General features: G+C 61.6%; 26 protein-coding genes. 8 read left to right on the top strand and 18 right to left on the bottom strand.

Going from position 1 to position 26548, the window contains the following annotated elements; genetic code table 11:
* The first annotated feature begins 94 nt into the window (after window positions 1–94).
* Window positions 95–802, top strand: a complete 708-nt coding sequence (locus OIU19_RS06395; RefSeq protein WP_186553193.1) for a PA5502 family lipoprotein — start codon at window positions 95–97, stop codon at window positions 800–802.
* A gap of 33 nt (window positions 803–835) precedes the next feature.
* On the opposite strand, the gene katE is transcribed toward OIU19_RS06395, so the two are convergent.
* Window positions 836–2980, bottom strand: a complete 2145-nt coding sequence (gene katE / locus OIU19_RS06390) for a catalase HPII (RefSeq protein ID WP_264234254.1) — start codon at window positions 2978–2980, stop codon at window positions 836–838.
* 222 nt (window positions 2981–3202) lie between these two features.
* On the opposite strand from katE, the gene OIU19_RS06385 reads away from it, so the two are divergent.
* From OIU19_RS06385 to OIU19_RS06375, 3 genes are all read left to right on the top strand, one after another.
* Complete coding sequence (locus OIU19_RS06385; protein WP_186553191.1) at window positions 3203–4210, top strand: methionine ABC transporter ATP-binding protein; 1008 nt, start codon at window positions 3203–3205, stop codon at window positions 4208–4210.
* Window positions 4210–4881, top strand: coding sequence for a methionine ABC transporter permease (locus OIU19_RS06380; protein ID WP_264234252.1), 672 nt, complete (start codon window positions 4210–4212; stop codon window positions 4879–4881). Before OIU19_RS06385 ends, OIU19_RS06380 begins: the two co-directional genes overlap by 1 nt.
* Before the next feature lie 64 nt (window positions 4882–4945).
* The gene (locus OIU19_RS06375) at window positions 4946–5716 is read left to right on the top strand and encodes a MetQ/NlpA family ABC transporter substrate-binding protein (RefSeq protein WP_264234249.1); all 771 of its coding nucleotides are present in this window, start codon (window positions 4946–4948) and stop codon (window positions 5714–5716) included.
* A 102-nt stretch (window positions 5717–5818) separates the two neighbouring features.
* Here the strand turns inward: OIU19_RS06375 and OIU19_RS06370 are convergent, their stop codons facing one another.
* The 5 genes from OIU19_RS06370 to OIU19_RS06350 are packed head-to-tail and all read right to left on the bottom strand — an operon-like array spanning window position 5819 to window position 9700.
* On the bottom strand, window positions 5819–6451 hold the full coding sequence (locus OIU19_RS06370; RefSeq protein ID WP_264234247.1) for an SCO family protein: 633 nt from the start codon (window positions 6449–6451) through the stop codon (window positions 5819–5821).
* Window positions 6448–7347 (bottom strand): heme o synthase, encoded by a 900-nt coding sequence (cyoE, locus tag OIU19_RS06365; RefSeq protein WP_264234245.1) that lies wholly within the window; start codon window positions 7345–7347, stop codon window positions 6448–6450. The genes OIU19_RS06370 and cyoE overlap by 4 nt, the downstream gene beginning before the upstream one ends.
* Window positions 7332–8399, bottom strand: a complete 1068-nt coding sequence (locus tag OIU19_RS06360; RefSeq protein ID WP_264234243.1) for a heme A synthase — start codon at window positions 8397–8399, stop codon at window positions 7332–7334. The genes cyoE and OIU19_RS06360 overlap by 16 nt, the downstream gene beginning before the upstream one ends.
* Before the next feature lie 10 nt (window positions 8400–8409).
* Window positions 8410–8994, bottom strand: a complete 585-nt coding sequence (locus tag OIU19_RS06355) for a hypothetical protein (RefSeq protein ID WP_264234241.1) — start codon at window positions 8992–8994, stop codon at window positions 8410–8412.
* Complete coding sequence (locus OIU19_RS06350; RefSeq protein WP_264234239.1) at window positions 8960–9700, bottom strand: SURF1 family protein; 741 nt, start codon at window positions 9698–9700, stop codon at window positions 8960–8962. Before OIU19_RS06350 ends, OIU19_RS06355 begins: the two co-directional genes overlap by 35 nt.
* Before the next feature lie 62 nt (window positions 9701–9762).
* Here OIU19_RS06350 and OIU19_RS06345 point away from each other — a divergent pair, with 62 nt between their 5' ends.
* The gene (locus tag OIU19_RS06345) at window positions 9763–9966 is read left to right on the top strand and encodes a twin transmembrane helix small protein (protein ID WP_186553183.1); all 204 of its coding nucleotides are present in this window, start codon (window positions 9763–9765) and stop codon (window positions 9964–9966) included.
* Window positions 9967–10068: 102 nt separating this feature from the next.
* Here OIU19_RS06345 and OIU19_RS06340 read toward each other — a convergent pair whose 3' ends face one another.
* The 4 genes from OIU19_RS06340 to coxB are packed head-to-tail and all read right to left on the bottom strand — an operon-like array spanning window position 10069 to window position 14310.
* Window positions 10069–10956, bottom strand: coding sequence for a cytochrome c oxidase subunit 3 (locus OIU19_RS06340; RefSeq protein WP_186553182.1), 888 nt, complete (start codon window positions 10954–10956; stop codon window positions 10069–10071).
* 16 nt (window positions 10957–10972) lie between these two features.
* Window positions 10973–11539, bottom strand: a complete 567-nt coding sequence (locus OIU19_RS06335; RefSeq protein ID WP_264234237.1) for a cytochrome c oxidase assembly protein — start codon at window positions 11537–11539, stop codon at window positions 10973–10975.
* 10 nt (window positions 11540–11549) lie between these two features.
* Complete coding sequence (gene ctaD, locus OIU19_RS06330; RefSeq protein WP_186553180.1) at window positions 11550–13139, bottom strand: cytochrome c oxidase subunit I; 1590 nt, start codon at window positions 13137–13139, stop codon at window positions 11550–11552.
* Between the two features lie 43 nt (window positions 13140–13182).
* A complete protein-coding gene (gene coxB / locus OIU19_RS06325) occupies window positions 13183–14310 on the bottom strand; it encodes a cytochrome c oxidase subunit II (protein ID WP_264234236.1) in 1128 nt (375 codons plus the stop codon).
* A gap of 387 nt (window positions 14311–14697) precedes the next feature.
* Here coxB and OIU19_RS06320 point away from each other — a divergent pair, with 387 nt between their 5' ends.
* Entirely contained in the window at window positions 14698–15339 is a 642-nt protein-coding gene (locus OIU19_RS06320; RefSeq protein ID WP_264234234.1) for a hypothetical protein, read from the top strand.
* Between the two features lie 103 nt (window positions 15340–15442).
* On the opposite strand, the gene OIU19_RS06315 is transcribed toward OIU19_RS06320, so the two are convergent.
* The 7 genes from OIU19_RS06315 to prlC form a co-directional block, all read right to left on the bottom strand.
* The gene (locus OIU19_RS06315) at window positions 15443–16975 is read right to left on the bottom strand and encodes a SulP family inorganic anion transporter (RefSeq protein ID WP_264234232.1); all 1533 of its coding nucleotides are present in this window, start codon (window positions 16973–16975) and stop codon (window positions 15443–15445) included.
* Between the two features lie 191 nt (window positions 16976–17166).
* Window positions 17167–17889, bottom strand: coding sequence for a carbonic anhydrase (locus OIU19_RS06310; RefSeq protein WP_186553176.1), 723 nt, complete (start codon window positions 17887–17889; stop codon window positions 17167–17169).
* Window positions 17890–18287: 398 nt separating this feature from the next.
* The gene (locus OIU19_RS06305) at window positions 18288–19346 is read right to left on the bottom strand and encodes a PA0069 family radical SAM protein (RefSeq protein ID WP_264234230.1); all 1059 of its coding nucleotides are present in this window, start codon (window positions 19344–19346) and stop codon (window positions 18288–18290) included.
* Between the two features lie 69 nt (window positions 19347–19415).
* Window positions 19416–20534 (bottom strand): M3 family metallopeptidase, encoded by a 1119-nt coding sequence (locus OIU19_RS06300; RefSeq protein ID WP_264234228.1) that lies wholly within the window; start codon window positions 20532–20534, stop codon window positions 19416–19418.
* Window positions 20423–21451 (bottom strand): M3 family metallopeptidase, encoded by a 1029-nt coding sequence (locus OIU19_RS06295; RefSeq protein WP_264234226.1) that lies wholly within the window; start codon window positions 21449–21451, stop codon window positions 20423–20425. Before OIU19_RS06295 ends, OIU19_RS06300 begins: the two co-directional genes overlap by 112 nt.
* 114 nt (window positions 21452–21565) lie before the next feature.
* On the bottom strand, window positions 21566–21847 hold the full coding sequence (locus tag OIU19_RS06290) for a YheV family putative zinc ribbon protein (protein ID WP_372353288.1): 282 nt from the start codon (window positions 21845–21847) through the stop codon (window positions 21566–21568).
* Entirely contained in the window at window positions 21844–23895 is a 2052-nt protein-coding gene (gene prlC / locus OIU19_RS06285) for an oligopeptidase A (RefSeq protein ID WP_264234224.1), read from the bottom strand. The genes OIU19_RS06290 and prlC overlap by 4 nt, the downstream gene beginning before the upstream one ends.
* A 102-nt stretch (window positions 23896–23997) precedes the next feature.
* Here prlC and OIU19_RS06280 point away from each other — a divergent pair, with 102 nt between their 5' ends.
* Window positions 23998–24546, top strand: a complete 549-nt coding sequence (locus OIU19_RS06280; RefSeq protein WP_264234222.1) for a gamma carbonic anhydrase family protein — start codon at window positions 23998–24000, stop codon at window positions 24544–24546.
* Window positions 24547–24678: 132 nt separating this feature from the next.
* On the top strand, window positions 24679–25329 hold the full coding sequence (locus OIU19_RS06275; protein WP_264234219.1) for an HAD family hydrolase: 651 nt from the start codon (window positions 24679–24681) through the stop codon (window positions 25327–25329).
* A 55-nt stretch (window positions 25330–25384) separates the two neighbouring features.
* On the opposite strand, the gene OIU19_RS06270 is transcribed toward OIU19_RS06275, so the two are convergent.
* Window positions 25385–26506: an aminopeptidase gene (locus tag OIU19_RS06270; protein ID WP_264234217.1), complete on the bottom strand. Its 1122-nt coding sequence runs from the start codon at window positions 26504–26506 to the stop codon at window positions 25385–25387.
* Window positions 26507–26548 lie beyond the last annotated feature (42 nt).

Genomic DNA, 26548 nt, shown 5'->3' with positions numbered 1-26548 from the left:
TTTTCGCGGGTAAAGGGTCTGTAAGACTTGTTTTCGAGCGTGCGCACCTGGGTGTAGACTTGCTCGCTTTTTGCGCAAATAGAGAGTCGCAGGAATGAAGCCGTTCGCCTCCCGTTATCTGCTTGTTGCCGTGTTTTCGTTGTTCCTGGCCGCGTGTTCCAGCGCCCCGGTCGAACAATCGACCGCGCCTGCCCAGCCTGATGCCTGGGGGCAACTGGAGCAGAGCATTGCCAGCAACGAGCTGGCCACAGCCGAAGATCAGTTGACCGCCTTGCAGGCGCAGTCGCCTGACGATGCCCGTGTTGAGCAGTATCAGCGGCAATTGGCCGAAGCCTATCTGCGCCGTAGCCAGATCGTGCTGCAAAAGGGCGATGTCAATGCTGCCGCCACCGCCCTGGCGCGGGCGCGGGCACTGATGCCGCGGGCACCTGCAATCACTGGCGGTGATGCCGTAGCCCAGGCGCGCAAGGCTGAACTCGAGCGCGCGGAAGCAGCGCTGAAGGCCGCTGAGGCCAAGCCCAAGGCACGAGTGATCGACCCCTCTGCGCCAAGCACCGTGGTGGCACTGAAGACCACCGACAGCCGCGCCATGCGTCGCCAGCTCGATGATATTGCCGCGGATGTGGTGAATTATCAGTGCGACGTAGTCTTCCAGGTGCCGCGCACTGACGATGCGCCTTGGTTGAAAACCTTGCTGGAAAAGCGCGTGCGCAAGCTCGACAGTGGCTTTGAGCTGAAGCAGAAGCATGAAATTCAGCGCTCGCTGCCGGCGCAGGTAGTTTTAGTACCGCATCAGGGTTGAGGGTTTTGGGGCCGCTTTGCGGCCCCAAAATTCTCACGCCGGAACAGATTCAGCGGCCGCCTCGCGCTCCCAGACTCGATGCCCTTCCACTGCCTTGACGAAGGCATCGACTGCTTTCTGATCATCTCCCACCAGCAACCCCTTGTCTTCCTTGAGCCCCAGCTTGTCCAGCAATGCCTTGGCGTCCTTAGCCACACCTATCGCCTTCAGGTGCTTATAGGCCTCAAGCAGGTAATGCTTGGCCAGGCCACTTTCACCCAGCGCTTGCAGCGAAGCCTTGCCCGCCGGTAGCAAAACCCCATCGACCAGCACCGACGGCATTCCCTCCATCGACGCATCCACCGCCAGCGCCTTGCCATCGGCAGTCTTCACTGGCGCCGAACTCGGCCCCAACAGCAACGGCCGGGCACTTTGCGCTTCCAGCGCTTTGACCAACCTGTCGACATCCGCGCCATCGACCCCATCGGCCACCAGCAGGGCGATCTTGCGCCCCTTGATCCCCACGCTGCCCGGGTGATTCATCTGGCTCAACGCCGGCGATTTGGCCAATTTCGACCCCTTGACCTGCACCGTGCCCTTCTTCGGCGCCGGCAAACCCAGGTTGGCCGCCACTGCCGCAGCCAACTTCAGATCGATGTTGGCGAGAATCTCGTTCACCTCGCGCGCTCGAATATGCTCGCGCTCAACTTTGCCCAATTCAAAGCTGTACGCCTTGATGATGTGCTGTTGCTCATGCGCGCTCATGCTCTGGAAGAACAACCGCGCCTGCGAGAAGTGATCGCTGAACGAGTCACTGCGTTGGCGGATCTTGTTGGCGTCGATACGCTCCTGATAGCTCTCGAAGCCGCCATCTTGCGGGGCAGGTGGGGTTTCCTTAGGCCAGCCGCCGTCGATGCTATTGGGCTCGTAGGAGGCGCGCCCCTTGTCGATGGTCATGCGGTGCATGGCATCGCGCTGACCGTTGTGATTGGGCGCAACCGGGCGGTTGATCGGGATTTCATGGAAGTTCGGCCCACCCAGGCGGCTGATCTGGGTATCGGTGTAGGAGAACAGCCGGCCCTGCAGCAACGGGTCGTTGGTAAAGTCGATACCCGGCACGATGTGTCCGGGGCAGAAGGCGATCTGCTCGACCTCGGCAAAGAAATTATCCGGGTTGCGGTTGAGCACCATCTTGCCCAGCGGGGTCACCGGCACCAGCTCTTCGGGGATGATCTTGGTCGGGTCGAGCAGGTCGAAGTCGAATTTGTGCTCATCCGCCTCCGGCACGATTTGTACGCCTAGCTCCCACTCTGGATAGTCACCCGTTTCGATCGCTTCCCACAGGTCACGGCGATGGTAGTCGGTGTCTTTGCCTGCCAGTTTTTGCGCTTCGTCCCACAATACCGAGTGCACACCCTGACGCGGCTTCCAGTGGAATTTGACGAAGCTTGCCACGCCCTCGGCGTTGATCAGGCGGAAGGTATGCACGCCAAAGCCTTCCATCATTCGCAGGCTGCGCGGAATGGCGCGGTCAGACATGGCCCAGATGACCATGTGCGCCGACTCCGGCACCAGCGAGACGAAGTCCCAGAAGGTGTCGTGGGCCGAGCCTCCAGTGGGGATCTCGTTGTGCGGTTCGGGCTTCACCGCATGGACAAAGTCGGGAAACTTGATCGCATCCTGGATAAAGAACACTGGCATGTTGTTGCCAACCAGGTCGAAATTGCCCTCATCGGTGTAGAACTTCACGGCAAAACCGCGTACGTCGCGCACCGTGTCGCCAGAGCCACGCGGCCCCTGCACCGTGGAGAAGCGCACGAATACAGGGGTGATTTTCTCTGGATCGCGCAGGAACCCAGCCTTGGTCAGCTCGGCATGGTCGCCATAGCTCTGAAAGTAACCATGCGCACCGGTGCCACGGGCGTGGACGATACGCTCGGGAATGCGCTCATGGTCGAAGTGGGTGATCTTCTCGCGCATGATGAAGTCTTCGAGCAGCGAAGGCCCACGCGCGCCGGCTTTGAGAGAGTTCTGGTTGTCGGCTATCTTCACCCCCTGATTGGTGCGTAACGCCTCGCCGGTAGCATCGCCACGGAAGTTTTCCAGGCTCTGCAACTTGGCATTGGTGTTGGCGCGGTCGGGGGTCTGGGTGCCGGCGAGCTGGCTTTCACGGGGGGCGTCGGGGTTCTTGCTGGGCATCTTCGGCTCTCCTCATCAGTCTTCAGGCTGCCCTTACGGGCTTGTTCTAGTAGTGACTGGAGGGGGGCGACAGGCGTTCAATCAGGTTTACCGGCTGTCGCGTTATATCCGCGCGATTGGTCGGTTACGAAATAAATGCTAAGAACAGCTATGGGAAAAGGCTAAAATGCGCGCCCGGCTAACCGCTGACCCAACTTCCATGCGCCCCACAAGGTTCGCTACGTGATCGAGTTTCAACATGTGCACAAGACCTACCGCGTCGCCGGTAGGGACATCCCCGCCCTCAATCCGACCAGCCTGACCATTGAAAATGGCCAAGTGTTCGGCCTGATCGGCCACTCCGGCGCCGGCAAGAGCACCTTGCTGCGCCTGATCAACCGCCTTGAAGCACCAAGCGGCGGCAAGATCATCGTCGATGGCGAAGACGTCACCGCGTTCGACGCCAACCAGTTGCGCGGCTTCCGCCAGCAGGTCGGGATGATCTTCCAGCACTTCAACCTGCTGGCCTCCAAGACCGTTGCCGACAACGTCGCCTTGCCGCTGCTGCTCGCCGGCGAGCTGTCGCGTGCCGAGATCGACAAGCGCGTGACTGAATTGCTCGCCCGCGTAGGCCTGCAGGACCACGCCAAAAAGTACCCCGCCCAGCTGTCTGGCGGGCAGAAGCAGCGCGTCGGTATTGCCCGCGCCCTGTCGACCCGGCCGAAAATTCTGCTGTGCGACGAGGCCACCAGCGCCCTCGACCCGCAAACCACCGCCTCGGTGCTGCAGCTGCTGGCGGAGATCAACCGGGAACTGAAGCTGACCATCGTCCTGATCACCCATGAAATGGACGTGATCCGCCGGGTCTGCGACCGCGTGGCGGTGATGGATGCCGGCCAGATCGTCGAGCAAGGGCCGGTGGCCGAGGTGTTCCTGCACCCGCAGCACCCAACCACCAAGCGCTTCGTCCAGGAAGACGAGCAAGTCGACGAAGGCGAGCAGCGCGACGACTTCGCCCACGTGCCTGGGCGCATCGTGCGTCTGACCTTCCAGGGTGAAGCCACCTACGCGCCGCTGCTGGGCACTGTGGCACGCGAAACCGGCGTCGACTACAGCATCCTGGCCGGGCGTATCGACCGCATCAAGGATGTCCCCTATGGGCAGCTGACCCTGGCCGTGACTGGCGGCGACATGGAAGCGGCGTTCGACCGCTTCAAGGCAGCTGATGTACATATGGAGGTACTGCGTTGATGGACGCCCTGAATTTCTTCGCCAACGTCGACTGGGCCGAAATCTGGCTGGCCACCCTCGACACCATGATCATGCTGTTCGGCTCGCTGTTCTTCACCGTGCTGCTGGGCCTGCCGCTGGGCGTGCTGCTGTTCCTGTGCGGACCGCGGCAGATGTTCGAGCAGAAGGGCGTGTACGCGCTGCTGTCGCTGGTGGTCAACATCCTGCGCTCGCTGCCGTTCATCATCCTGCTGATCGTGATGATCCCGATCACCGTGCTGATCACCGGCACCTCGCTGGGCGTCGCCGGGGCTATCCCGCCACTGGTAGTCGGGGCCACGCCGTTCTTCGCTCGCCTGGTGGAAACCGCCCTGCGTGAAGTGGACCGCGGCATCATCGAAGCGACCCAGTCGATGGGCGCCACCACCCGCCAGATCATCACCAACGCACTGCTGCCAGAGGCCCGTCCGGGTATCTTCGCCGCGATCACCGTGACGGCCATTACCCTGGTGTCGTACACCGCGATGGCCGGCGTGGTCGGTGCCGGCGGGCTGGGTGACCTGGCGATCCGCTTTGGCTACCAGCGGTTCCAGACTGACGTCATGATCGTGACCGTGGTGCTGCTGCTGATCCTGGTTCAAGTTCTGCAAAGCGTCGGCGACAAACTGGTCGTGCACTTTTCCCGTAAGTAACCCCAATGGGGTCGGCCCAGCCGACCCGTTCGGGGGCCGTCGCGGCCCTCACAAGGAGTGAATGATGAAAAAACTGCTTGCTGTCGTCGCCGCCGCTGCGGCCTTCTCGGCCAATGCCGACACCCTGACCGTTGCCGCCACCCCGGTGCCGCACGCCGAGATCCTCGAGTTCGTGAAGCCGCAACTGGCCAAAGAAGGCGTCGACCTGAAGGTCAAGGTATTCACCGACTACATCCAGCCAAACGTGCAGGTCGCCGAGAAGCGCCTGGACGCCAACTTCTTCCAGCACCAGCCGTACCTGGATGAGTTCAACAAGGCCAAGGGCACCAACCTGGTCAGCGTGACCGGCGTGCACCTGGAGCCGCTGGGCGCTTACTCGAGCAAGCTGAAGAAGCTCGACGAGCTGCCCTCCGGCGCTACCGTGGTCATTCCTAACGACGCCACCAACGGCGGCCGCGCCCTGTTGCTGCTGGACAAGGCTGGGGTGATCAGCCTCAAGGACAAGACCAATATCCTGTCCACCGTGAAAGACATCACCGGCAACAGCAAGGAGCTGAAATTCCGTGAACTGGAAGCTGCGACCATCCCGCGTGTGCTGACCCAGGTCGACCTGGCGCTGATCAACACCAACTATGCGCTGGAAGCCAAGCTCAATCCTGAGAAGGATGCCCTGGTGATCGAAGGCAGCGACTCGCCTTACGTGAACATCCTGGTGGCGCGTCCGGATAACAAGGAATCGGACGACATGAAGAAGCTGGCCGCAGCCCTGCATTCGCCTGAGGTGAAAGCCTTCATTACCGAGAAGTACAAAGGTGCGGTGATTCCGGCGTTCTAAGCCGCCTGGAACGCTAATCGCGGGGCAAGCCCGCTCCCACGCCATTGCTCTGAGAGGGCATAGCGTGGGAGCGGGCTTGCCCCGCGATGCTTTCAGGACGATTCAGTCGCGCTTAACCAGCCCAGGCAACTGCGCCACCAGCTTCTGGTTATTGAACGGCGCCCGAATGAACCCGCGCTGACGCCCATCCGGCCCGACAATCGCCAGGTTGCCGCTGTGATCAACGGTATACCCAGGCTTGCTGGTATCGGCCGGGATGAACGGAATGCTCAAGGCATTGGCCAGTTTCTGGGTATCCTCGATCGACCCCGCCAAGCCTACGAAATCCTTGTCGAAGTAGCCGAGGTACTGCTTGAGTTGATTGGCCGTATCGCGGTTCGGATCGACGCTGACCAATACCACCTGAAAACGCTCCAGCGCTTGCTTGGGCAGCTCGCTCTTGACCTGGCGCAGCTGGGCCAGGGTAGTCGGGCAGATGTCCGGGCAGTAGGTGTAGCCAAAGAACAGCAACGACCACTTGCCCTTGAGCTCATTGAGCGCCACCGGCTGGCCGTTCTGATCATGCATGGTCACATCCGGCACGGTGCGGCTCTGCGGCAGCAGGATGATGCCGGCATCGATCAGTTCGGTGGGGTTGGCCTCGCCGCGACCATTGAGCACCTTGTTGACGGTCAGGCCGAGGATCAACGCGACCACGGCGACGAGGATGAAGACAGTTTTCTGGGTTCGGGTCATAGATTCAGCAACAAGTAGTGATCAACGAGCAGCGCGATGAACAGGGCGAACAGGTACCCGATAGAGTACTTGAAGGTCTTGATCGCCGCGTGCGGCCGGCTGCCACGGTACAACACCCAAGCCCACTGGACAAAGCGCAGGCCCAGCAGCAGCGCACAGCCCAGGTAGAGCGGCCCGCTCATGTGAATGGCGTACGGCAGCAGACTGACCGCCAGCAGCACCCAGGTATACAGCAGGATATGTAGCTTGGTGTAACGCTCGCCGTGGGTCACCGGCAGCATGGGGATTTCGGCCTTGGCGTACTCCTCGCGGCGGTGAATGGCCAGGGCCCAGAAATGCGGAGGGGTCCAGGCGAAGATGATCAGTACCAGCAACAAGGGTTCAGCACTGATATGCCCAGTCACCGCGACCCAGCCGAGTAACGGCGGGGCAGCTCCGGCCAACCCACCGATGACGATGTTCTGCGGCGTGGCGCGCTTGAGAAAGCCGGTGTAGACCACGGCGTAGCCGAGCAGCGAGGCCAGCGTTAGCCAGGCAGTCAGGGGATTGGTAAAGGTCAGTAGCAGGGCCATGCCCAGCAGCGCCAAGACCAGGGCAAAGCTCAGCGCCAGCACCGGCGCGATTCGCCCCTCAGCCAATGGCCGCTTATGGGTACGCGCCATCAAGGCATCGATACGCCGATCGACCACATGATTGACCACTGCCGCAGCGCCCGCACACAAGCCAATCCCCAGGTTGCCGAACACCAGCACGGCCCACGGCACGCCCGCGCGGGTGGCGAGGAACATCCCCGCCAGCGAGGTGATCAGCATCAGCACCACCACCTTGGGCTTGGTCAGCTCCAGGTAATCGCGCCAGCCGGCCTGCTGCCGGCGTTCACTCAGAACCGTCGCCACGTGTCATTCCTCATCGGTACATGCGCACCCGCCACGCGGGTGAATCGCCAGCCATGGCCCAGGCGAACCTTGTCGACGACCCGAATGCGGTAGTTCACCAGCATCATCGTCAACAGCAACGCGGCGCCGCCAGCGTTGTGTGCCACGGCCACCGCCAGCGGCAGGTGCAGCAGCACATTGCTGATACCCAGGCCGATCTGTACCGCCAAGGCCAGCAACACCAAGCGCGCCAGGCCGGCCAGGCCGTTGCGATAGAGCTTCCAGCTGAGCAGCAGCAACACCGCCGTCACCAGTAGGGCGCCAAGCCGGTGGCTGATATGAATGGCGGTGCGGGCGTCACTGTCCAGCTGCCCGCCAAGGTAGTTTGGGCCGACGTGCTGGGTCAGATGGAAGCCGTTGCTGAAGTCCGCCGCCGGCCACCATTGGCCATGGCAGGTCGGCAGATCGATGCAGGCGACCGCGGCGTAGTTGGCGCTGACCCAGCCGCCCAACGCGATCTGGCCGATCACCACCAACAGCGCCAACGCCGCTACCCGGCGCACGCTCAGCGGCAGTTTTGGCAAGGGCGCAAATGCCCGAGATAGACGCAGGGATAACAGGAACAGCAGGCTCAAGGTGGTAAAGCCGCCAAGCAAGTGCGCGGTGACCACCTGCGGCCAGAGTTTCAGGGTTACCGTCCACATTCCGAACGCCGCTTGCGCCAGCACCACCCCTAGCAACAACAGCGGCAAGCGATAGGGCTGACCGTCACGCGCGTGACGGCGCACGGCTTGGAAAGCGAGCAGGGCAATCACCAGTGCCAGGGCCCCGGCAAAGTAGCGGTGGACCATCTCCGCCCAGCCTTTGGCCGCTTCCACCGGGTGTTCCGGGAAATGCAGCTCGGCGTGGGCCAGCTGAGCGTCGGACTTGGGCACGCTGATAAAACCGTAGCAGCCCGGCCAGTCGGGGCAACCCAGGCCTGCATGGGTGAGGCGGGTATAGGCACCGAGCAGAACGACCACAAGTGCCAGCAGGGTGGCGAACACGGCGAGGCGGTATCCGGGTCTGGCCATGGTTTGGCTCCTATCCGATGTTGGACAGCTTGAGCAGGTGACGCAGATCGTCCAGCACGTGCTTGCCCTTGACCTTGGCGTCGTAGCGCAGCACCAGGTTGCCGTGCGGATCGACGAGCCACAGCTGCGGGCCAGGCTCGCTGACCTTGTGGCCGTAGCGCTGCAGGTCGAGGGGATAACGCTGTAGTTGCGGGTACTCGCGGCCGAGCAACGCTTGGTAATCAGCGGCCAACGGCTGGGCACTGGCCAACGCATGGCTGGCACGGCTGGCGTCGCGACCCAGGCCTACCTGAATCTGCCGGGCCAGGTACACCAGCTGCTGGCAGTCCTCGGCACAGGCGGCAGGTGCGCTGACCAACAGCTGCCAGCGCTCACCCTGCGCATCGATACCGATATCGGCCCGGGTCTGGCCGTTGCCGATCATTGCGCCGTGATAGCTGCGCCCCTCAGGCACCCAGAACTTGAACTTGTACATGCTGGTGGCCAGGATCATCGGGCCGACCGCCACCAAAAGAATCAGCAGCAGCTGCAAACGCCCGCGGGCTCTAGGTTTGCGGCCTTCAGGCACGTCCAGTGGACTCGTGGCGGTGCTCATGGTCGTTCTCCTTTTTGTGGTGCCAGCCGAAGTACAGGTAGAGCAATACCAGCGCCGCCGACAGGGCGAACCACTGCACGGCATAGCCCAAGTGCTTTTCCGGGCCCATGGCGACTATCGGCCAGTCCAGCCGATAGCTGGCAGGGCCAGGCTCCAGGCGCAGTTCATGGGCAAAGCCGTCGCGGCCTAGCTGCTGCCACAGTTGGCCGGCGTCGATGGCGGTCAACAGCTGCGGCCATTGCTCGCCGACTGGGTCGGCGTGTAATTGGAAGGCACTGCCCGGCGTCACGTAGACCGAGGCTTGCAGGGTCAGCGCTTGTGCAGGGGTGTCGAAGACCACTGGCACGCGCCGATCAGGCCACGGCAACCAGCCTCGATTGACCAGCAACCACAGGCCGCTGGCCTGATCGTGGAACGGTTGCAGCAACTCGACGCCCGCGCGGCCATCGCGCAGGCGGTTATCCAGCAGCAGGCTGTGCTCGCTGTCGAAACGGCCATGCAGGTGTACCCGGTAGAACGCTGGATCGGGCAATTGCTCGATTTGCGCTATGGCCTGTGGCGCCTCGACGCGGCGTTCGGCATAGGTATCGAGCAGCACGCGTTTTTCATCGGCCCGGCGCAATTGCCAGCAGCCGAGCGCGATCAAGCCCGGCAGCAGCGCTAGCACTACCAAGGTGGGTACCAGGCCTGGGCGAAACGGCTTCACCGGGGCCTCGTCAGGTCGAGCGCTATACTCAAAGTCATCACTGCATCCCCCGGAGTGCCGCCATGCTCAAGGCCGCGATTGTCCTATTGCTGTTGGCCACCATCGCCAGCCTGTTCAGTGGCCTGGTATTTCTGGTCAAGGACGATGAGAACTCGACCCGCTTGCTCAAGGCGCTGACGGTGCGGGTCACCCTGGCGGCCCTGACGCTTGCGCTGGTCACCTGGGGCTTGATGAGCGGCCAGCTGGTGTCTCACGCGCCCTTTTAGATAGCGATTGCACAATCCTGGGAGCAGGCTTGCCCCGCGATGCCATGCTCAATTCACCTGCGCAATCGCGGGGCAAGCCCGCTGCCACGGCGCCGTCATCTGCTACAGGACGTACACGAAGATAAACAGCCCCACCCAAACCACATCGACGAAGTGCCAATACCAACTGGCCGCCTCAAAACCAAAGTGCTTGTCGGCATTGAAATGCCCACGCAACACCCGACAGAACATCACGATCAAGATCAAGGTACCCAAGGTCACATGCGCGCCGTGGAAACCGGTAAGCATGAAGAACGTCGCCCCGTAGATCCCCGACCCCAGGGTCAGGCCCAGATGGGTGTAGGCCTCGTAGTACTCATAGGCCTGCAACGCCAAAAACGACAGCCCCAAGACAATGGTCAGCCCCAGCCACAGTTTCAGCGGGCCACGGTGATCCTTGCGCAACGCATGGTGGGCAATAGTGATGGTCACGCTGGAGCTGACCAGCAAGATGGTGTTGATCAATGGCAGGTGCCAGGGGTCGATGATGTCCTTGGGCGGCGGGAATAGTTTCGGGTCCGGCGTATGCAGCAGCGGCCAGGCAAACTCGAAGCTCGGCCAGAGCATGTGCGCCACGCCCTTGTCCCCCTCGCCGCCCAACCATGGCCCGGCCAGCACCCGCACGTAGAACAGCGCGCCAAAGAAGGCCAGGAAAAACATCACCTCGCTGAAGATGAACCAGCTCATGCCCCAACGGAACGAACGGTCCATCTGCGGGCTGTACAACCCCGCCTTGCTCTCCTTGATCACCGCGCCAAACCAACCGAACAGCATGTAAGCCAGGCACAAGGCACCAACGAAGAAGATCAGCGGCCCGAGGGAATCCGGGTGGCCAGCCTTCATATCATTGAACCAGGTTCCCAGGCCGAACACGGTGATGAACATGCCGACCGTGGCGATGATCGGCCATTTGCTCTGCGCCGGGACGTAGTAGTGATCATGACTTGCCATTGCTGTTCTCCTTCCCTCAGCGGGCGCGCTGGACGTCCTCGGCGGCGACATGCGCAACCGGCGGGTGGCGAGCGGTGATGTCGAACAAGGTGTAGGCCAGTGTCAGGTGCTTCACGTTGCCCGGCAGGTCGCGGTCAACAATGAAGCGCACCGGCATCTCGATGCGTTCACCGGGCTGCAGCACCTGCTGGGTAAAGCAGAAGCACTCGGTCTTGTGGAAATACGCTGCCGCCTCGGCCGGGGTGATGCTGGGGATGGCCTGGGCGCTCATGGGTTTGTCGGTCGGGTTGTGGGCAACGAAGACCATCTGGTTCACCGCCCCCGGGTTGACCTCGATCTGGTCCGCGGTGGAGTAGAAATCCCAGACCATGTCGCTGGCGTTGGTCGACATGAACTGCACGCGCACCGTGCGCGAGGGGTCGCTGACCTGGCTGCCCGCGTACTGCCCGCCAGTCTTGCCATTGATGCCGAACGCCTTGCACATCACGTCATAGATCGGCACCAGGGCAAAGCCGAAGGCGAACATCACCACCGTCAGCAGCAGCAGGCGTCGCACCAGGCGCTTGAGCGGCAGGCTGTTCATCGAGGCGCTCCTACTTCACTTGCGGTGGGGTCTGGAAGGTGTGGTACGGCGCCGGCGATGGCACCGACCACTCCAGCCCCTCGGCACCGTCCCATGGCTTGGCCGGTGCCGGGGCGCCGCCACGAATGCACTTGATGACGATGAACAGGAAGAAGATCTGCGTGGCGCCAAACATGAATGCGCCAACCGACGAGACCATGTTGAAGTCGGCAAATTGCAGGTTGTAGTCGGGAATCCGCCGCGGCATGCCGGCCAGACCGACGAAGTGCATGGGGAAGAAGGCCAGGTTCATACCGACGAACGACAGCCAGAAATGCAGCTTGCCGAGGGTTTCGTCGTACATGTGGCCGGTCCATTTCGGCAGCCAGTAGTAGGCCGAGGCGAAGATGCCAAAGATCGCCCCCGGCACCAGCACGTAGTGGAAATGCGCGACCACGAAGTAGGTGTCGTGGTACTGGAAGTCCGCCGGGGCAATCGCCAGCATCAGCCCGGAGAAACCACCAATGGTAAACAGAATGACGAAGGCGATGGCAAACAGCATCGGTGTCTCGAAGGTCAGTGCGCCCTCCCACATGGTGCTGACCCAGTTGAACACCTTCACCCCGGTGGGCACGGCGATGAGCATGGTGGCGTACATGAAGAACAACTCACCGACCACCGGGATGCCGACCACGAACATATGGTGGGCCCAGACGATGAACGACAGGAAGGCGATCGCCCCAGTGGCGTAGACCATCGAGGTGTAACCGAACAGCGGCTTGCGCGAGAACGCTGGGATGATCGAGCTGACCGCGCCGAATGCCGGCAGGATCATGATGTACACCTCGGGATGGCCAAAGAACCAGAACACATGCTGGAACAACACCGGATCACCGCCGCCGGCAGCGCTGAAGAAGCTGGTGCCGAAGTGGATGTCCATCAGCATCATGGTCACCACACCCGCCAGCACCGGCATCACCGCGATCAGCAGGAACGCGGTGATCAGCCAGGTCCAGACGAACAGCGGCATTTTCATCAAGGTCATGCCGGGCGCGCGCAGGTTGAGGATGGTGGCGATCACGTTGATCGCGCCCATGATCGAACTGACCCCCATCAGGTGAATGGCGAAGATGAAGAAGGTCACGCTGGCTGGCGCGTAAGTGGTGGACAACGGCGCGTAGAACGTCCAGCCGAAGTTCGGCCCGCCGCCAGGGCTGAACAGGGTCGAGACCAGCAGCAGGAAGGCCGCCGGCAACAGCCAGAAGCTGAAGTTGTTCATCCGCGGCAGGGCCATGTCGGGCGCGCCGATCATCAGCGGGATCATCCAGTTGGCCAAGCCGACGAAGGCCGGCATCACCGCACCGAACACCATGATCAGGCCATGCATGGTGGTCATCTGGTTGAAGAACGCTGGCTCCACGATCTGCAAGCCCGGCTGGAACAGCTCGGCGCGGATCACCATGGCGAACGAGCCGCCAAGCAGGAACATGATGAAGCTGAACCACAGGTACATCGTGCCGATGTCCTTGTGGTTGGTGGTCAGCACCCAGCGCATCAGGCCCTTGGCCGGACCGTGGGCGTGCTCATGGCCGTGGGCGTGGTCGTCGATCACTGCACTCATGTCCTGTCTCCTGCAATCCACTGGCTGCGGCGGGGATAGCGGTTCATTGGCCTTCTGCCTGCTTGAGCGCCAGTACATCCTTCGGCGTGACCATGTCGCCCTTGTTGTTGCCCCAGGCGTTGCGCTCGTAGGTCACCACGGCGGCGATATCGACTTCCGAAAGCTGCTTGCCGAAGGCCGCCATGGCGGTGCCCGGCTTGCCGTGGAAGACAATCCCCAGGTGCGCATCCTTCGGCCCGGTGGCGATCTTCGAGCCCTTGAGCGCCGGGAACATCGGCGGCAAGCCCTGGCCCTCAGCCTGGTGACAGGCCACGCAAGTGGTGTGGTAGACCTTGTCGCCACGCTCGACCAGCTCTTCAAGGGTCCATTCCTTGCTGGTCAGCTCCTTGAGCTTGGCCGCTTCAGCCTTGCGCTCGCCAAGCCAGGTGTCGTAGTCGGCCTTGGACTTGACCTCGACCACCACCGGCATGAACCCGTGGTCTTTGCCGCACAACTCGGTGCACTGGCCGCGATAGATGCCGGGCTTCTCGATCCGGGTCCAGGCCTCGTTGACAAAACCAGGGATGGCGTCACGCTTGACCGCGAAAGCCGGCACCCACCAGGAGTGGATGACATCGGCGGCAGTGACCAGGAAGCGCACCTTGGCGCCCACCGGCAGTACCAGCGGCTGATCGACTTCGAGCAGGTAATGCTCGTCCTTGGGGGCCTTGTTCTGGATTTGCTCGGCGGGGGTGGCCAGGTTGCTGAAGAACTCGACGTCCTGACCGAGGTACTTGTAGTGCCATTTCCACTGGTAGCCGGTGACCTGGATGTCGATGTCCGACTCGCTGGCGTCATAGATGTCGATCAGGGTCTTGGTGGCCGGGATGGCCATCACGACCAGAATCAGGAAGGGGACCACGGTCCAGAGAATTTCTACCCAGGTGTGCTCGTGGAAATGCGCCGGCTGCTGGCCGGTGGAGCGGCGGTGGATGACCATCGACCAGAACATCGCGCCGAATACCACGATACCGATGACCACGCAGATCCAGAAGATGGTCATGTGTAGGTCGAACACAGCGTGGGAGACTTCCGTAGCCCCCGGTGCCATGTTGACGGTCCATGCGCCGTGCGCCTGACCGAAAACCGACCACAACAGAAGGCCCATCCAGACATGTGGATGTCGCATCATTGCGGGTTCCCCTTATCGTTCTTGTAGTCCCGGAGGCGTAGACCTTGGGCAAGGGGGGGCGGCAGTCAAGACAGCCTACTTCGACGACCGAGCTCCTCTGCAAACTGCAGGCGGGCCTCATCAACGAATCACGTTCAACCCGAGTATAGACAGCGACCAATGGCGCGCAATGCAGCCTATGAAATGATCGTCACGAATCGACAAAAACACTTGAAAGCCGCATGAATGCTGGGCTCTGGCACAATAGTGGCACCGTGATATATCGCAGCGCGCACACGTTTGCCTGTTTTATAACAAATGCGTCTTAGGCATTCCGTATACCGAGCTAACTTAGAGTCTTCCGTAAAATATGTCTTCCGTTTGTCATCCCTTGTCCCTGGAGTTGTCATGAACATCGCTGCTGTACGCGAGCAGATCAAACAAGCCCATCAACATGAGAGCCTGACCGGCCAACTGAAACAACGACTCGAGGCGCAGCTGCCTCACCTGCATCCTTCGATCCAACTCCCCGAGCAGGATGCCCAGGGCACCATGGCGCGCTTCGTCGGCGCCTACATCGATGAGGTTCCGGAATTGCTGGAGGCTGCCCATGAGGTGGCGCGTGAGGCCGGAATCGAATCGCAGATCAAACCGGTGTTGAAGATCGCCGAGGCCTACTTCCTGCAGCCACCGAGTGTGATGGCCGGGCATGTTGGCCTGGATTGCCTGCTGGATGAGGCGTACTTGGCTCATCGTTTGGTAGAGGAGGTCAATGACCTGTACATCCGCCACTTCCAGCAGCCGTTGATTCCGGTGGATACCACCGTGGCCAACCTGATTGCCCATCAACTGATCGGCGAGACGTTTGCCAATCAGCTGGATGAGGTGGTGCATCATTCGGTGGATGAGATGTTGAATGATGAGAGCTTTGCCCTGGAATCGGTGGAAGCCTATCGGGCCACGCTGAGCAGCCCTGAGACGGGCGAAGCGTGGAAGCGTTGGCCGTGCCTGTCGCGCCAACTCGGTGTCGAGCTAGGACAGCCGGCCTGAAGTGTCTTGATCTAACGCCATCGCGGGGCAAGCCCGCTCCCACGCCAGGCATTACGCAGGCTGCGTGGGAGCGGGCTTGCCCCGCGATGGCGTTTTCCGGGTTTTAAACCCCCACGCCAGCCGTAGTCCGAATCCTGCCCTCGATCCTGCGCTTCAACCGCCGCTGCTCGATCTTCAACCTCGATCCCTTGGCGGCATTACTGCGTCCCCAGTCCTCGAGCAATTCCAGGCACGAGTGGTCGATATAGCTGAGATTACCCAACGGCACATGCAAGGTCGTCCCGGCCGGTACCGCTTCGAGTACCTGGGTCAGCGCCGGCACCTTGAGGAAGGTGGCCGCGCCGCTCAAACGCAGCTCCATATGCCCAGGCTTGTCCAGCGCGACCAGATTGATCTTCAGCCGTGCAGCTTTGAACGCCAGCTTCAACAGGGTCAGGGCAAAGCCCAACAGCACCCCGGTCAGCAGGTCAGTGAAGATAATCGCCAACGCGGTCGCCGCGTAGGTGAACATCGGCATCCGCCCATAACGGCCAAGCCCGCGGAAGGCCTTGAAATCGACCAGTTTGACCCCGGTGTAAACCAACACACCGGCCAGGCTCGCCACCGGAATCTGTTGCAGCACGCTGCTCAGCACCACCACGAACGCCAGCAGCCAGAGGCCATGCAGGATCGCCGAGGCGCGGGTCTGTGCACCGGCCTGGACGTTGGCCGAGCTGCGCACGATCACCCCGGTCATCGGCAGTGCGCCAAGGATGCCGCAGAGCATGTTGCCGATACCTTGGGCCGACAGTTCCTTGTCGAAGTCCGAACGTTGGCCACTGTGCATGCGGTCTACCGCTGCAGCCGACAGCAGGGTTTCAGCACTGGCGATGAAGGCCAGGGCAAAAGCGGCTACCAGCAAGGTCGGATCGGCCAGTTTCAGCAAGTCATCAGGCCGTAGCCAGTCGATCGCCTCGGACAAATCCGCCGGCACCACCACGCGGTTGACTGGCAACGCCAACCACATGCTGATCATCGTCATCGTCGCCACGCCCAACAGCGCACCGGGAACGAAACGCAGACGCTGTGGGCGCCAGCGCTCCCAGGCCCACATCATGGCGATGGTGCCCAGCCCTAATGCGCCCGCCTGCCAGCCACTGCCCGCGTTTTCCAGCGGCATCGCCGCCATTAACGTCGCAGGGAATTCCAGCAGGTTTTGCAGCCCGGAAGGCTGCGGTGCGGTGTCGAACATCACATGCACCTGAGACAGCACGATCAGCACACCAATACCGGCGAGCATGCCGTACACCACCGCAGGCGCGGTGACCCGGAACCAGCAACCCAGGCGAAAACGCCCGGCCAGCAGTTGCAGCAGACCGGCCAACAGCAGGATCGGCCCGAGCATGGCCATGCCATGCTGGCGCACCAGCTCGAACACCAGTACTGCCAAGCCTGCGGCAGGGCCGCTGACTTGTAGCGGCGAGCCTGCGATAAAGCCCACCACGATGCCACCGATGATGCCGGTGATCAGGCCCTTGGCCGGCGGCATGCCCGAGGCAATCGCGATGCCCATGCACAAGGGCAGGGCCACCAGAAAGACCACTACCGACGCCAGCAACTCACGCGGCAGGGCCGCTTTGATCTGTGTCTTGTTCACCCTACTTCTCCTTTCTCTATCACACGGCCATTCCGCTGGCCGTGGGCACGTGGGACCCCTGACTCGCGCCCAGGCGCGGGCCGCCAGCAGCTATGCCGGCAAGGCAGTCAGGGAAATTCAAGGCAGCCGAAGGCCGCACCACACCCCTAGGGGTGTAGCCGGCTATCAAGGTCTTAAGGTGTCAGGGTCGCTTAGTAGCGGCCTCTCGGAGTGGCGCTAGGGATCGGCTCGCCTGCGGTCAGCGGCAGGAAGCGGTCGCTGGCGGCATCATAGGCTTCGATCTTGCTGGTCTCGATGTCGTAGATCCAACCATGGATATACAGCTGACCGGCAGCCAGGCGCGAGGCCACAGAGGGGTGAGTGCGCAAGTGATGCAGCTGGGCGATGACGTTCTCTTTGGTGACCACTTGCATGGTCTCGTGCTCACTGCCACACGAGCAGTTGTCCTCGACCACCGTGCGCGCGACCTCAGCATGGCGCAGCCAGGCTTTGACCGTTGGCATCTTCTCCAACGAATTGGGGTTGAGTACCGCACGCATGGCGCCGCAGTCAGAGTGGCCACATACGATGATGTGGTGCACGCCCAAGGCCAATACGGCGTATTCGATGGCGGTGGACACGCCGCCGTTCATCTGGCCGTACGGCGGCACAACGTTACCGACGTTACGAGTCACGAACAGATCGCCAGGCGAGCTCTGGGTGATCAGCTCAGGGACGATGCGCGAATCGGCGCAAGTGATGAACATGGCGCGCGGCTTCTGCGCGGTGGCGAGCTTCTTGAACAGCTCCTGCTGCTCCGGAAACACGTCATGGTGGAAGCGCAGGAAGCCGTCGACGATATGCTTGAGGGCGGCATCGGCGCTCTCGGCGGGAGCATCAGCCGGAGTGGCCTTGGATGGGTCCTTGATGGGCATGATTCATCCTCTTGACGGTGTGTAGGTAAGTTCCATTTTACCGGTTAAAGATCATGGCTATGCGTGGAATTAGATGACGCGCAGGGGCCATTAATCACAGTCGGTGTGGACTGATTTCATACGCTACGGGAGAAAACTTAATTGAAACTGAATTTGAAGGCTCTAGAACGGGCGTTCCAGCTTCATGAGGCGGGACTTTGATAATAGCAAAAAAACATCAAACGCCAAGACCCATTAGTAAAAATAGTGTGAAGTATTAGTTGTACTTGTTGTTTCGGCGGTGACTTCTTCGCGGGCAAGCCCGCTCCCACAGGGGTAGCGTTGATCATCAGAACGGCGCTGTCCCTGTGGGAGCGGGCTTGCCCGCGAAGAGGCCAGTATGATCAAGGCTCAAAGGTTCAGAACAACGCCATCTGCCCACCCGGTGGACAAAATGCCGAGCAGTCCAACACCTGTGCCTCCCGCCCTTCGAACTGCAACCGACGCATTGCCCGGGCAAACCGCTGCGCCAGCAACTCGGCAAACACGCCTTCACCCCGCATTCGCGAACCAAAACGGCTGTCATACAACTCGCCGCCTCGGCTTTGGCGAATCAAGCTCAGTACATGCGCCGCCCGCTGCGGGTAGTGATCCTGAAGCCACTGCTCGAACAACGGCGCCACCTCCAATGGCAGACGCAGCATCATGTAGGCCGCGCTTTGCGCGCCAGCCTCCTTGGCCGCCTCCAGCAGATGCTCAAGCTCACTGTCGTTGATCATCGGAATCATCGGCGAGCACAGCACGCCCACGGGCACACCTGCCTCGCGCAACACCTTAATCGCCCGCAAACGCGCCTTTGGCGCGGCCGCCCGAGGCTCGAGTACACGCTTGAGCTCATCGTCCAGCGTAGTCAGGCTGATCATCACCCGCGCCAGGCGCTGGCTCGCCAGCTCGGCAAGCACGTCGAGATCGCGCAGAATCAGCGAGCCCTTGGTGACGATGGTCACCGGATGGCGATAGCGCAACAGCACTTGCAGCAGGCGTCGGGTGAGCTGCTGTTCACGCTCGATGGGCTGGTAGGGATCGGTATTGGAGCCCAGATTGATCGGCGCGCAGATGTAGCCAGGCTTGCTCAGTTGTTGCTCGAGCACTTCGGCAGCGTTGGTCTTGGCGATCAGCTTGGTTTCAAAGTCCAGGCCTGGCGACAGGTCCCAATAGGCGTGGCTGGGGCGGGCATAACAGTAGATGCAGCCATGCTCGCAGCCGCGATAAGGGTTGATCGAACGGTCGAAGGGCAGGTCGGGCGAGGTGTTGCGGGTGATGATGGTCTTGGCCGTCTCGATCCGCACCTCTGTGCCTTGGGTAGGCGGGACTTCCTGGTACCAGCCATCGTCCTCGGCCACCGAACGGTTAGCGGCAAAGCGGTTGTCGGGGTTGTGGGTCGTACCACGACCTCGAACCGGTGCTGGAGTGTGCATGGCTGTGCCCTGATACTGTTTTTATATACAGTATCCGAGTACATGCATTTGCTCCAGCACCGTTGGGCATTATTCTGGCGCGGCCTCCAACCCATTCCAGCGCAAGTACGCATCAAGGTTCAATGGGCGACCCAGGAAGTCTGCAACGCTCATCGCCAGGCTTCGCGATATTCCATGAGCAATGAATTTCTCGCGCAACGCATGCCCCGTTGCCCTGTCGCGCAAGCCCACTTGCTCGAAGCAGGTAAATAGATCGACGGCGTGGGCGTCCGACCACAGATAGGCAAAATAGCTCCCATCGTAGCCACCCACCAGATGCTCGAACGCCTGGGCTGGCCGCTCGAATTCGGCCAGTGGCCTGCCGAATACCTGGCGGTAACTGTCCTCTACACGCACCTGTAGGGCTCGACCGTCCTTCACATTGCGATGCAGATCCAGGTCCAACAGGGACAGCGCCAACCCCCTGGCAACTTCACCAACAGCATCACGCTGCAAGCGCTTGAGCACAGGTTGCAGCGTCGAAACGGTCAGTCTCCCCCCGGTCTGGTAATCCGCTGAAATGCTGGCCAGAAACTCTGCCGACCAGACCCAACGCTCGAGCAACTTGCTGCACACCTCATTACCTACCCTGCCCAACCGGCGGGTATCGGACAGCAAATGATTGTGGGTTCGCAGCAAAAGATGCTGCAGGGCATGGCCGAATTCATGGAACAGTTTGCGCAATGCCAAGTGGTCCAGCAGTGGCGGGGCGCCGTCGACGGCCTCGGGTACATCACAGAAGATCATTGCCACAGGCCCGTGGTAGACACCCTCGGTATCGACCCGGCGATTGAAGGCATAGCTGGTATAGACACTTCCAGGCTCCTTGCCCTCCCGGGCAACGCCATCCACATAGAGGTGGCCGATGGTTGCGTGATGTTCAACCAGCTCGAAAGTCAGCACCTCAGGATGCCAAGCCTGCACCGAGGTCACCGGTACCAAGGCGATACCGAACAGCTCTCGAGTCAGCTCTACAAGCGCCGCGATAACCTTGTCATAGGGGAAAAACGCGCGTACCTGTTCTTCATCAAGTGCCGTTAGCCGGTCTTGCAGCGAGTGCTGCAGGTAGGCGACATCCCAAGGTTTGAGCTGATCAAGGCCTTGCTCCTTGGCCTGTTCCAGCAATGTGCGCCAGTGCCCCTGTACCACGGGGGTGACCCTTGCTTGCAGGTCCTGGAGAAAACCTTGTACTTCACTCCAGGCCCCAGGTTTTTCTCCTCCAGGCTGAGCGCCACGGCATCTGTAAAGCCAAGCAACTCAGCGCGTTCCTGCCTGACCTGGGCCAACGCCTGTAGCACTGGGCCGTTATCGAGCGCGGGGTCATCGTGCGCGCCGCGGGTGTGGTAGGCCCGATACACCTGCTCGCGTAGCAAGCGATCCTGGGCGTACTTGAGGACCGCCTTGCAGGGCTGATCTTCACAGGGCACCAACCAGCCTTGAAGGCCTGCGGCGTGGGCATGAGCGGCCAGTTCTGCAAGGTTGCGCGCCGGCAGGCCGCGCAGACGCTGCTGATCTTGGACATGTATTTTTCGATCGCTGACCGAGCGATCCAGATTGTCGCCAAATTCACGCTGTAGACGAGCAATCGTCGTGTCTAGCTCACCCAATCGTTGCCGTGCCGACTCATCCAACAGTACGCCTGCCAGACGAAATTCGCGCAAACGCTTCTGCAGGGTCAGCTGCTTGTCCGCAGAGAGGCCACGGCCAATTTCGCTCTCAGCCAAGCGCTGATACAGCTGGTACAAACGCAGGTTTCTGTCCTTTTGCTTGAACCAACTGTCCACTTTGCCCAACAGCTCAATCACCAAATCAGACCAATCAGGGCCACGAGTGTGCAGAGGCATGACGCTATACGCAGCGCCCTGCAGGCGTGCCTCCAATTGATCCACGGCCAGCACCAGGTCATCCCAGGTCGGCAGCTGTTGCTGGCGTTCGATGATCTGCTCAAGCAGCGTTTCATCGGTACTTGCCAGGGCATGCTCTACAGCCGACTTCAGGTGTTCCAGGGTGACCTGGTCGTAGGCGATCAACCGATCGCCACGCAGCAAGGGGTTTGGGTTAGGCATGGGGCATCCTCGGACCTTGGGAGAAAGGTCCGAATGTGGGCTACCCACCGGCAATACAGGTGCTAAATAGCTAACACCGCACCGCCCAGGCAGATGCCTGGGCGGTGGGTCAAGTTACTCCGCAGGCTTCTTCAGCTTTGGATTGGGGAAGAACTGCACAGTCTGCACCTTGACCGGCTCGGCTTTGTCCGCCTGCTGGTTGACCCGGGTGCCCAGTTCTTTGGGCACCGACAAACCCTGCTCATTGAGGGTGTCGGTAAAGCCACAGGCGACGCACTCGCGGTGCGGTACGCCATCCTCGTTCCACATCATCAACCGGTCCGGCTCGCTGCACGCCGGGCAGACAGCCCCGGCGATGAAGCGCTTCTTGGTCTTGATCACAGACACCTCACTCATGCCGCCGCGTCCTCGCTCAGGCCACAATGGCGCAGCAAGGCATCGATGGAAGGCTCACGGCCGCGGAAGTCGACGAACAGCACCATAGGCTCACGCGAACCGCCACGGGCCAGGATCGCCTCACGGAAGGCGCGGCCGGTCTCGGCGTTGAGCACGCCTTCTTCCTCGAAGCGCGAGAAGGCATCGGCCGACAGCACTTCGGCCCACTTGTAGCTGTAGTAGCCCGCCGCATAACCACCAGCAAAGATGTGCGCGAAGCTGTTGGGGAAGCGGTTGTAGGCCGGCGGACGCATGACCGACACCTCGTCTCGTACGCCTTCGAGCACTTGCAGCACGCTGCGGCCATCGCCATGGCTGGCGTGCAGCTCGAAGTCGAACAGCGAGAACTCCAGCTGGCGCACCATCATCATGCCGGACTGGAAGTTCTTCGCCGCCAGCATTTTGTCCAGCAGGTCCTGAGGCAGTGGCTCGCCGCTCTCGTAGTGGCCGGAAATCAGCGCCAGCCCTTCCGGCTCCCAGCACCAGTTTTCCATGAACTGGCTCGGTAGCTCGACCGCGTCCCAGGCCACACCATTGATACCCGACACACCCGCGTGCTCGATGCGGGTCAGCAGGTGGTGCAGGCCGTGGCCGAACTCGTGGAACAGGGTGGTGACTTCATCGTGGGTCAGCAGCGCAGGCTTGCCAGGGGCGGCCGGGGTGAAGTTGCATACCAGGTTGGCCACTGGGCTCTGCAGAGTACCCGCCTCGGTACGACGACGGTCGCGGGCGCCGTCCATCCAGGCGCCGCCGCGCTTGTTGGCACGGGCATACAGGTCGAAGAAGAAGCGGCCGACGTGCTGGCCGTTTTCTTTGATCTCGAACAGACGCACGTCAGGGTGCCAGGCATCGAAGCCCTTGAGTTCGGCAATTTCGATGCCGTACAGGCGCTGGACGATGGTGAACAGGCCAGACAGCACCTTGTCGATCGGGAAGTAGGCGCGCAGGGTTTCCTGCGAGACGCTGTAGCGCTGCTCACGCAGCTTCTCGCCAAAGTAGCCAGCATCCCAGCTGGCCAGCTCCGGGCAGCCCTGCTCGGCAGCGTAGGCCTTGAGCTGGGCCAGGTCCTGGGCGGCAAATGGCTTGCTGCGCTTGGCCAGGTCACGCAGGAAGCTCAATACCTGGTCGCTGGATTCGGCCATCTTGGTCGCCAGGCTCAATTCGGCGTAATTGGCGTAACCCAGCAGTTGGGCCAGCTCTTGGCGCAGGTCGAGGATCTCGCCCATTACCGGGCCGTTGTCGAACTGGCCAGCGTTCGGGCCTTGATCCGAGGCGCGAGTGCAGTAGGCGGCGTACAGCTCTTCGCGCAGGGCGCGGTCGCTGGCGTAGGTCATTACCGCGTAGTAGCTGGGGAATTCGAGGGTAATCAGCCAGCCGTCGATGCCCTTGGCCTGGGCAGCGGCGGCCATCTGTGCCTTGGCCGACTCCGTCAGGCCGGCCAGGGCGGTTTCATCGGTAACGTGCTTGGTCCAGGCCTGGGTGGCATCGAGCAATTGGTTGGAGAAACGGCTGCCCAGTTCGCTGAGCTTGCTCTGCACTTGGGCATAGCGCTGCTGCTGGTCTGCCGGCAGGTCGATACCCGACAGGCGGAAGTCGCGCAGAGCGTGTTCGAGAATGGTTTTTTGCGCCACGTCGAAACCTGCCGCTTGCGGGCTGTTGGCCAGGGCCTGGTAGGCCTCGAACAGCGCGCGGTTCTGGCCAAGCTCGGTGGAATAGGCGCTCAACGCAGGCAGGCAGGACTCATAAGCCTCGCGCAGCTCTTGGCTGTTGCACACCGCATTGAGGTGGCTGACCGGGCTCCAGGCAGCGCCGAGGCGGTCGTTGAGTTCGTCCATCGCCAGCACCAGGCCCGCCCAGGTCGGGGCTTTGCCTTGCTCGGCGAGGATCTTGGCGATGGCTTGGCGGTTGTCGGCCAGGATCTGTTCGATCGCCGGCAGCACATGTTCGGCACGGATCGCCGAGAAGGGCGGCAGATCGTAGGACTGCAGAAGTGGGTTGTTCGCACTCACGGTTTAGATACCTTGGCAGGAGAAACACGGGACCATCTTAATTACAATCGACGCCGTCCGCAGCAGGCAGCCCGCCTATTGGCAATCAAGAGAGGCGCTATCATGGCCATTCGAAACTTCCAGCAACACACTCCGAAAGTTGGACCACGCGCGTTTATCGACCGTTCGGCGGTGGTGCTGGGGGATGTGGAGATCGGTGAAGACAGCTCGGTCTGGCCACTGACGGTGATCCGCGGTGACATGCACCGCATCCGCATTGGCGCGCGCACCAGCGTGCAGGATGGCAGCGTGCTGCACATCACCCATGCCGGGCCGTTCAACCCCGATGGCTTTCCACTGATCATAGGTGACGAAGTGACCATCGGTCACAAGGTCATGCTGCATGGCTGTACCCTGGGTAGCCGGATTCTGGTTGGCATGGGCAGCACCATCATGGATGGCGCGGTGGTCGAGGATGAGGTGATCATCGGTGCCGGCAGCCTGGTGCCGCCCGGCAAGCGCCTAGAGAGTGGTTACTTGTATGTGGGTAGCCCGGTGAAGCAGGCGCGGGCACTGACTGACAAAGAGCGGGCGTTTTTCCCGTACAGTGCCAGCAATTACGTCAAGCTCAAGGACCAGCATCTGGCCGAAGGCTACGACCAACCCGAATGACGCTATCGCGGGGCAAGCCCGCTCCCACGAGAGTTCCACAGCCCTACAAGTTTTAGCAACCTACTGGGCTATCGTGGGAGCGAGCTTGGCCCGCGATGAGGCCCTCAAGACAACCCCAGTGGACCGCACCGCATGCACCAGCAGAACATCCTCTTCGACCTCGACGGCACCCTGACCGACCCACGCCTGGGCATCACCCGCTCGATCCAGTACGCGCTCGCCAAGCTGGGCATCGACGAACCCGACCTGACCCGCCTGGAACACTTCATCGGCCCGCCGCTGTTGCAGGCGTTCATGCAGTTCTATCGCTTCGATGAGGCCAAGGCCTGGGAGGCGGTGAATTTCTACCGGGAACGTTTCAAAGTCACCGGTCTGTACGAAAACCTTGTGTTCGACGGCGTGCCGGCGTTGCTCCAAGCGCTCAACGGCCAGGGCCGGACCTTGTATGTCGCGACCTCCAAGCCGTGGCAATTCGCCCGCGAGATCGCCCGGCATTTCGACTTCGCCCATCACTTCAAGGTGATCTACGGCAGTGAGCTGGATGGCACCCGCACCAACAAGGTCGAGTTGATTGGCCACCTGCTGGAGCAGGAAGGTCTGGACCCGGCGCAGACTCTGATGATCGGCGATCGCAAACATGACCTGATCGGCGCGCGCAGCAATGGCTTGCAGGCGGTGGCCGTGGGCTATGGGTTTGGCAGTCGCGAGGAGTTGGTGGCTGAGCAACCGGCGTTCCACTTTGAGACGCTGGCTGAGTTGCATCAGGCCTTCATCAACGGCTGAGCCGTCCGCCCTCATCGCCGGGCAAGCCCGTTCCCACGCAGGCCTTCGAACGCATCTATGGCGTGAGAGCTATGGCGTGGGAGCCGGCTTGCCCCGCGATGAGCGCCGCCAGCACTGCCTTGCGCTGATCCACCGGCAGCCGCCCCAATTGCTCAACCCGCTGATAAAACCGCGCCCAATCCCCGTCCACCTCGGCAAACAACGCCGCAAACGCTGGCACCCACTGGTCATACAGCCCAAACGGCAGCAACTTGGCATTGTTCATCGGCGCATACATCCACGCGTCATAACGCCCATCCCCCGCCCAAGCGCCATCGCGCAACTGCCGATACTCGCGGCGCAGGCGCTCGAATTCAGCCTGCTTCGCCGCCCGTTTGCCTGCATCGTTCAACGGCCCGGCATAAATCCCCTGCAAGCGCTCACGGCTGGCGAGCACCAGCCCGATGAACTGCTCGCGCTGGCGCCCAGCGCCCTCTACAATCGCTGGAAGCCCACGGCTGGCGCGCCATTGCCGCGTTCCCTGCTGCTCGACAAAGGTGGCGAATGACTCGTTGAATTCAGTGTCGTCCTGCACGTAGAAGCGCTGGTGTGCCAGCTCATGGAAGATCAGCGAGGCCAGGCGCTCATCACCCCAGCCGACCATCGACGACAGCAACGGGTCGTCGAACCAGCCCAACGTCGAGTAGGCCTCCACCCCGCCCACGTAGACATCCATGCCTTGCTGGCGCATCAGCGCCGCCGCGCCGCGTGCGGCGCCTTGGCGGTAGTAGCCGCGATAAGCCACGCAACCGGCGATGGGGAAACAATGAGTGACCGGTTGCAGCGATAGCTCCGGCGTGGCGAACACGTTCCACACCACATAGGGCCGGCCCAGGTCGGCGTAGACCCGGTAGCTGCGGTTATCGGGCAGTTTCAACTGCTCACTGGCAAACACCCGCGCCTGCTCGGCGTGCAACAGGCGCTGGCGCAGCGTCGGATCGGTCGCCGGATCTGCCAGCAAGCGCTCCACCGGTTGACGCGCGCGCAGCAACTGCCATTGGCCCTCGGCCAGCTGGCTGTAATAACTGACACTGCTGCAACCGCTCAGCAGAAGCGCGGCAACTACGGGAACAAAAGCGGTTAAAACGCGGTCGAGTGCCCCAGGGCCTGAGCGCTGGAAAAGAAAAATTCGAAACATTGCAGCTGTCTATCTCGCTCAAGGCCGGTGCAAGTCAAAGAT

Source organism: Pseudomonas sp. BT-42-2, from assembly GCF_025847435.2.
In the GTDB taxonomy this organism is placed as follows: Bacteria; Pseudomonadota; Gammaproteobacteria; order Pseudomonadales; family Pseudomonadaceae; genus Aquipseudomonas; species Aquipseudomonas urmiensis.
The sequence above is the reverse complement of the archived record's forward strand: the minus strand, read 5'-3'. Positions and strand labels throughout refer to the sequence as shown.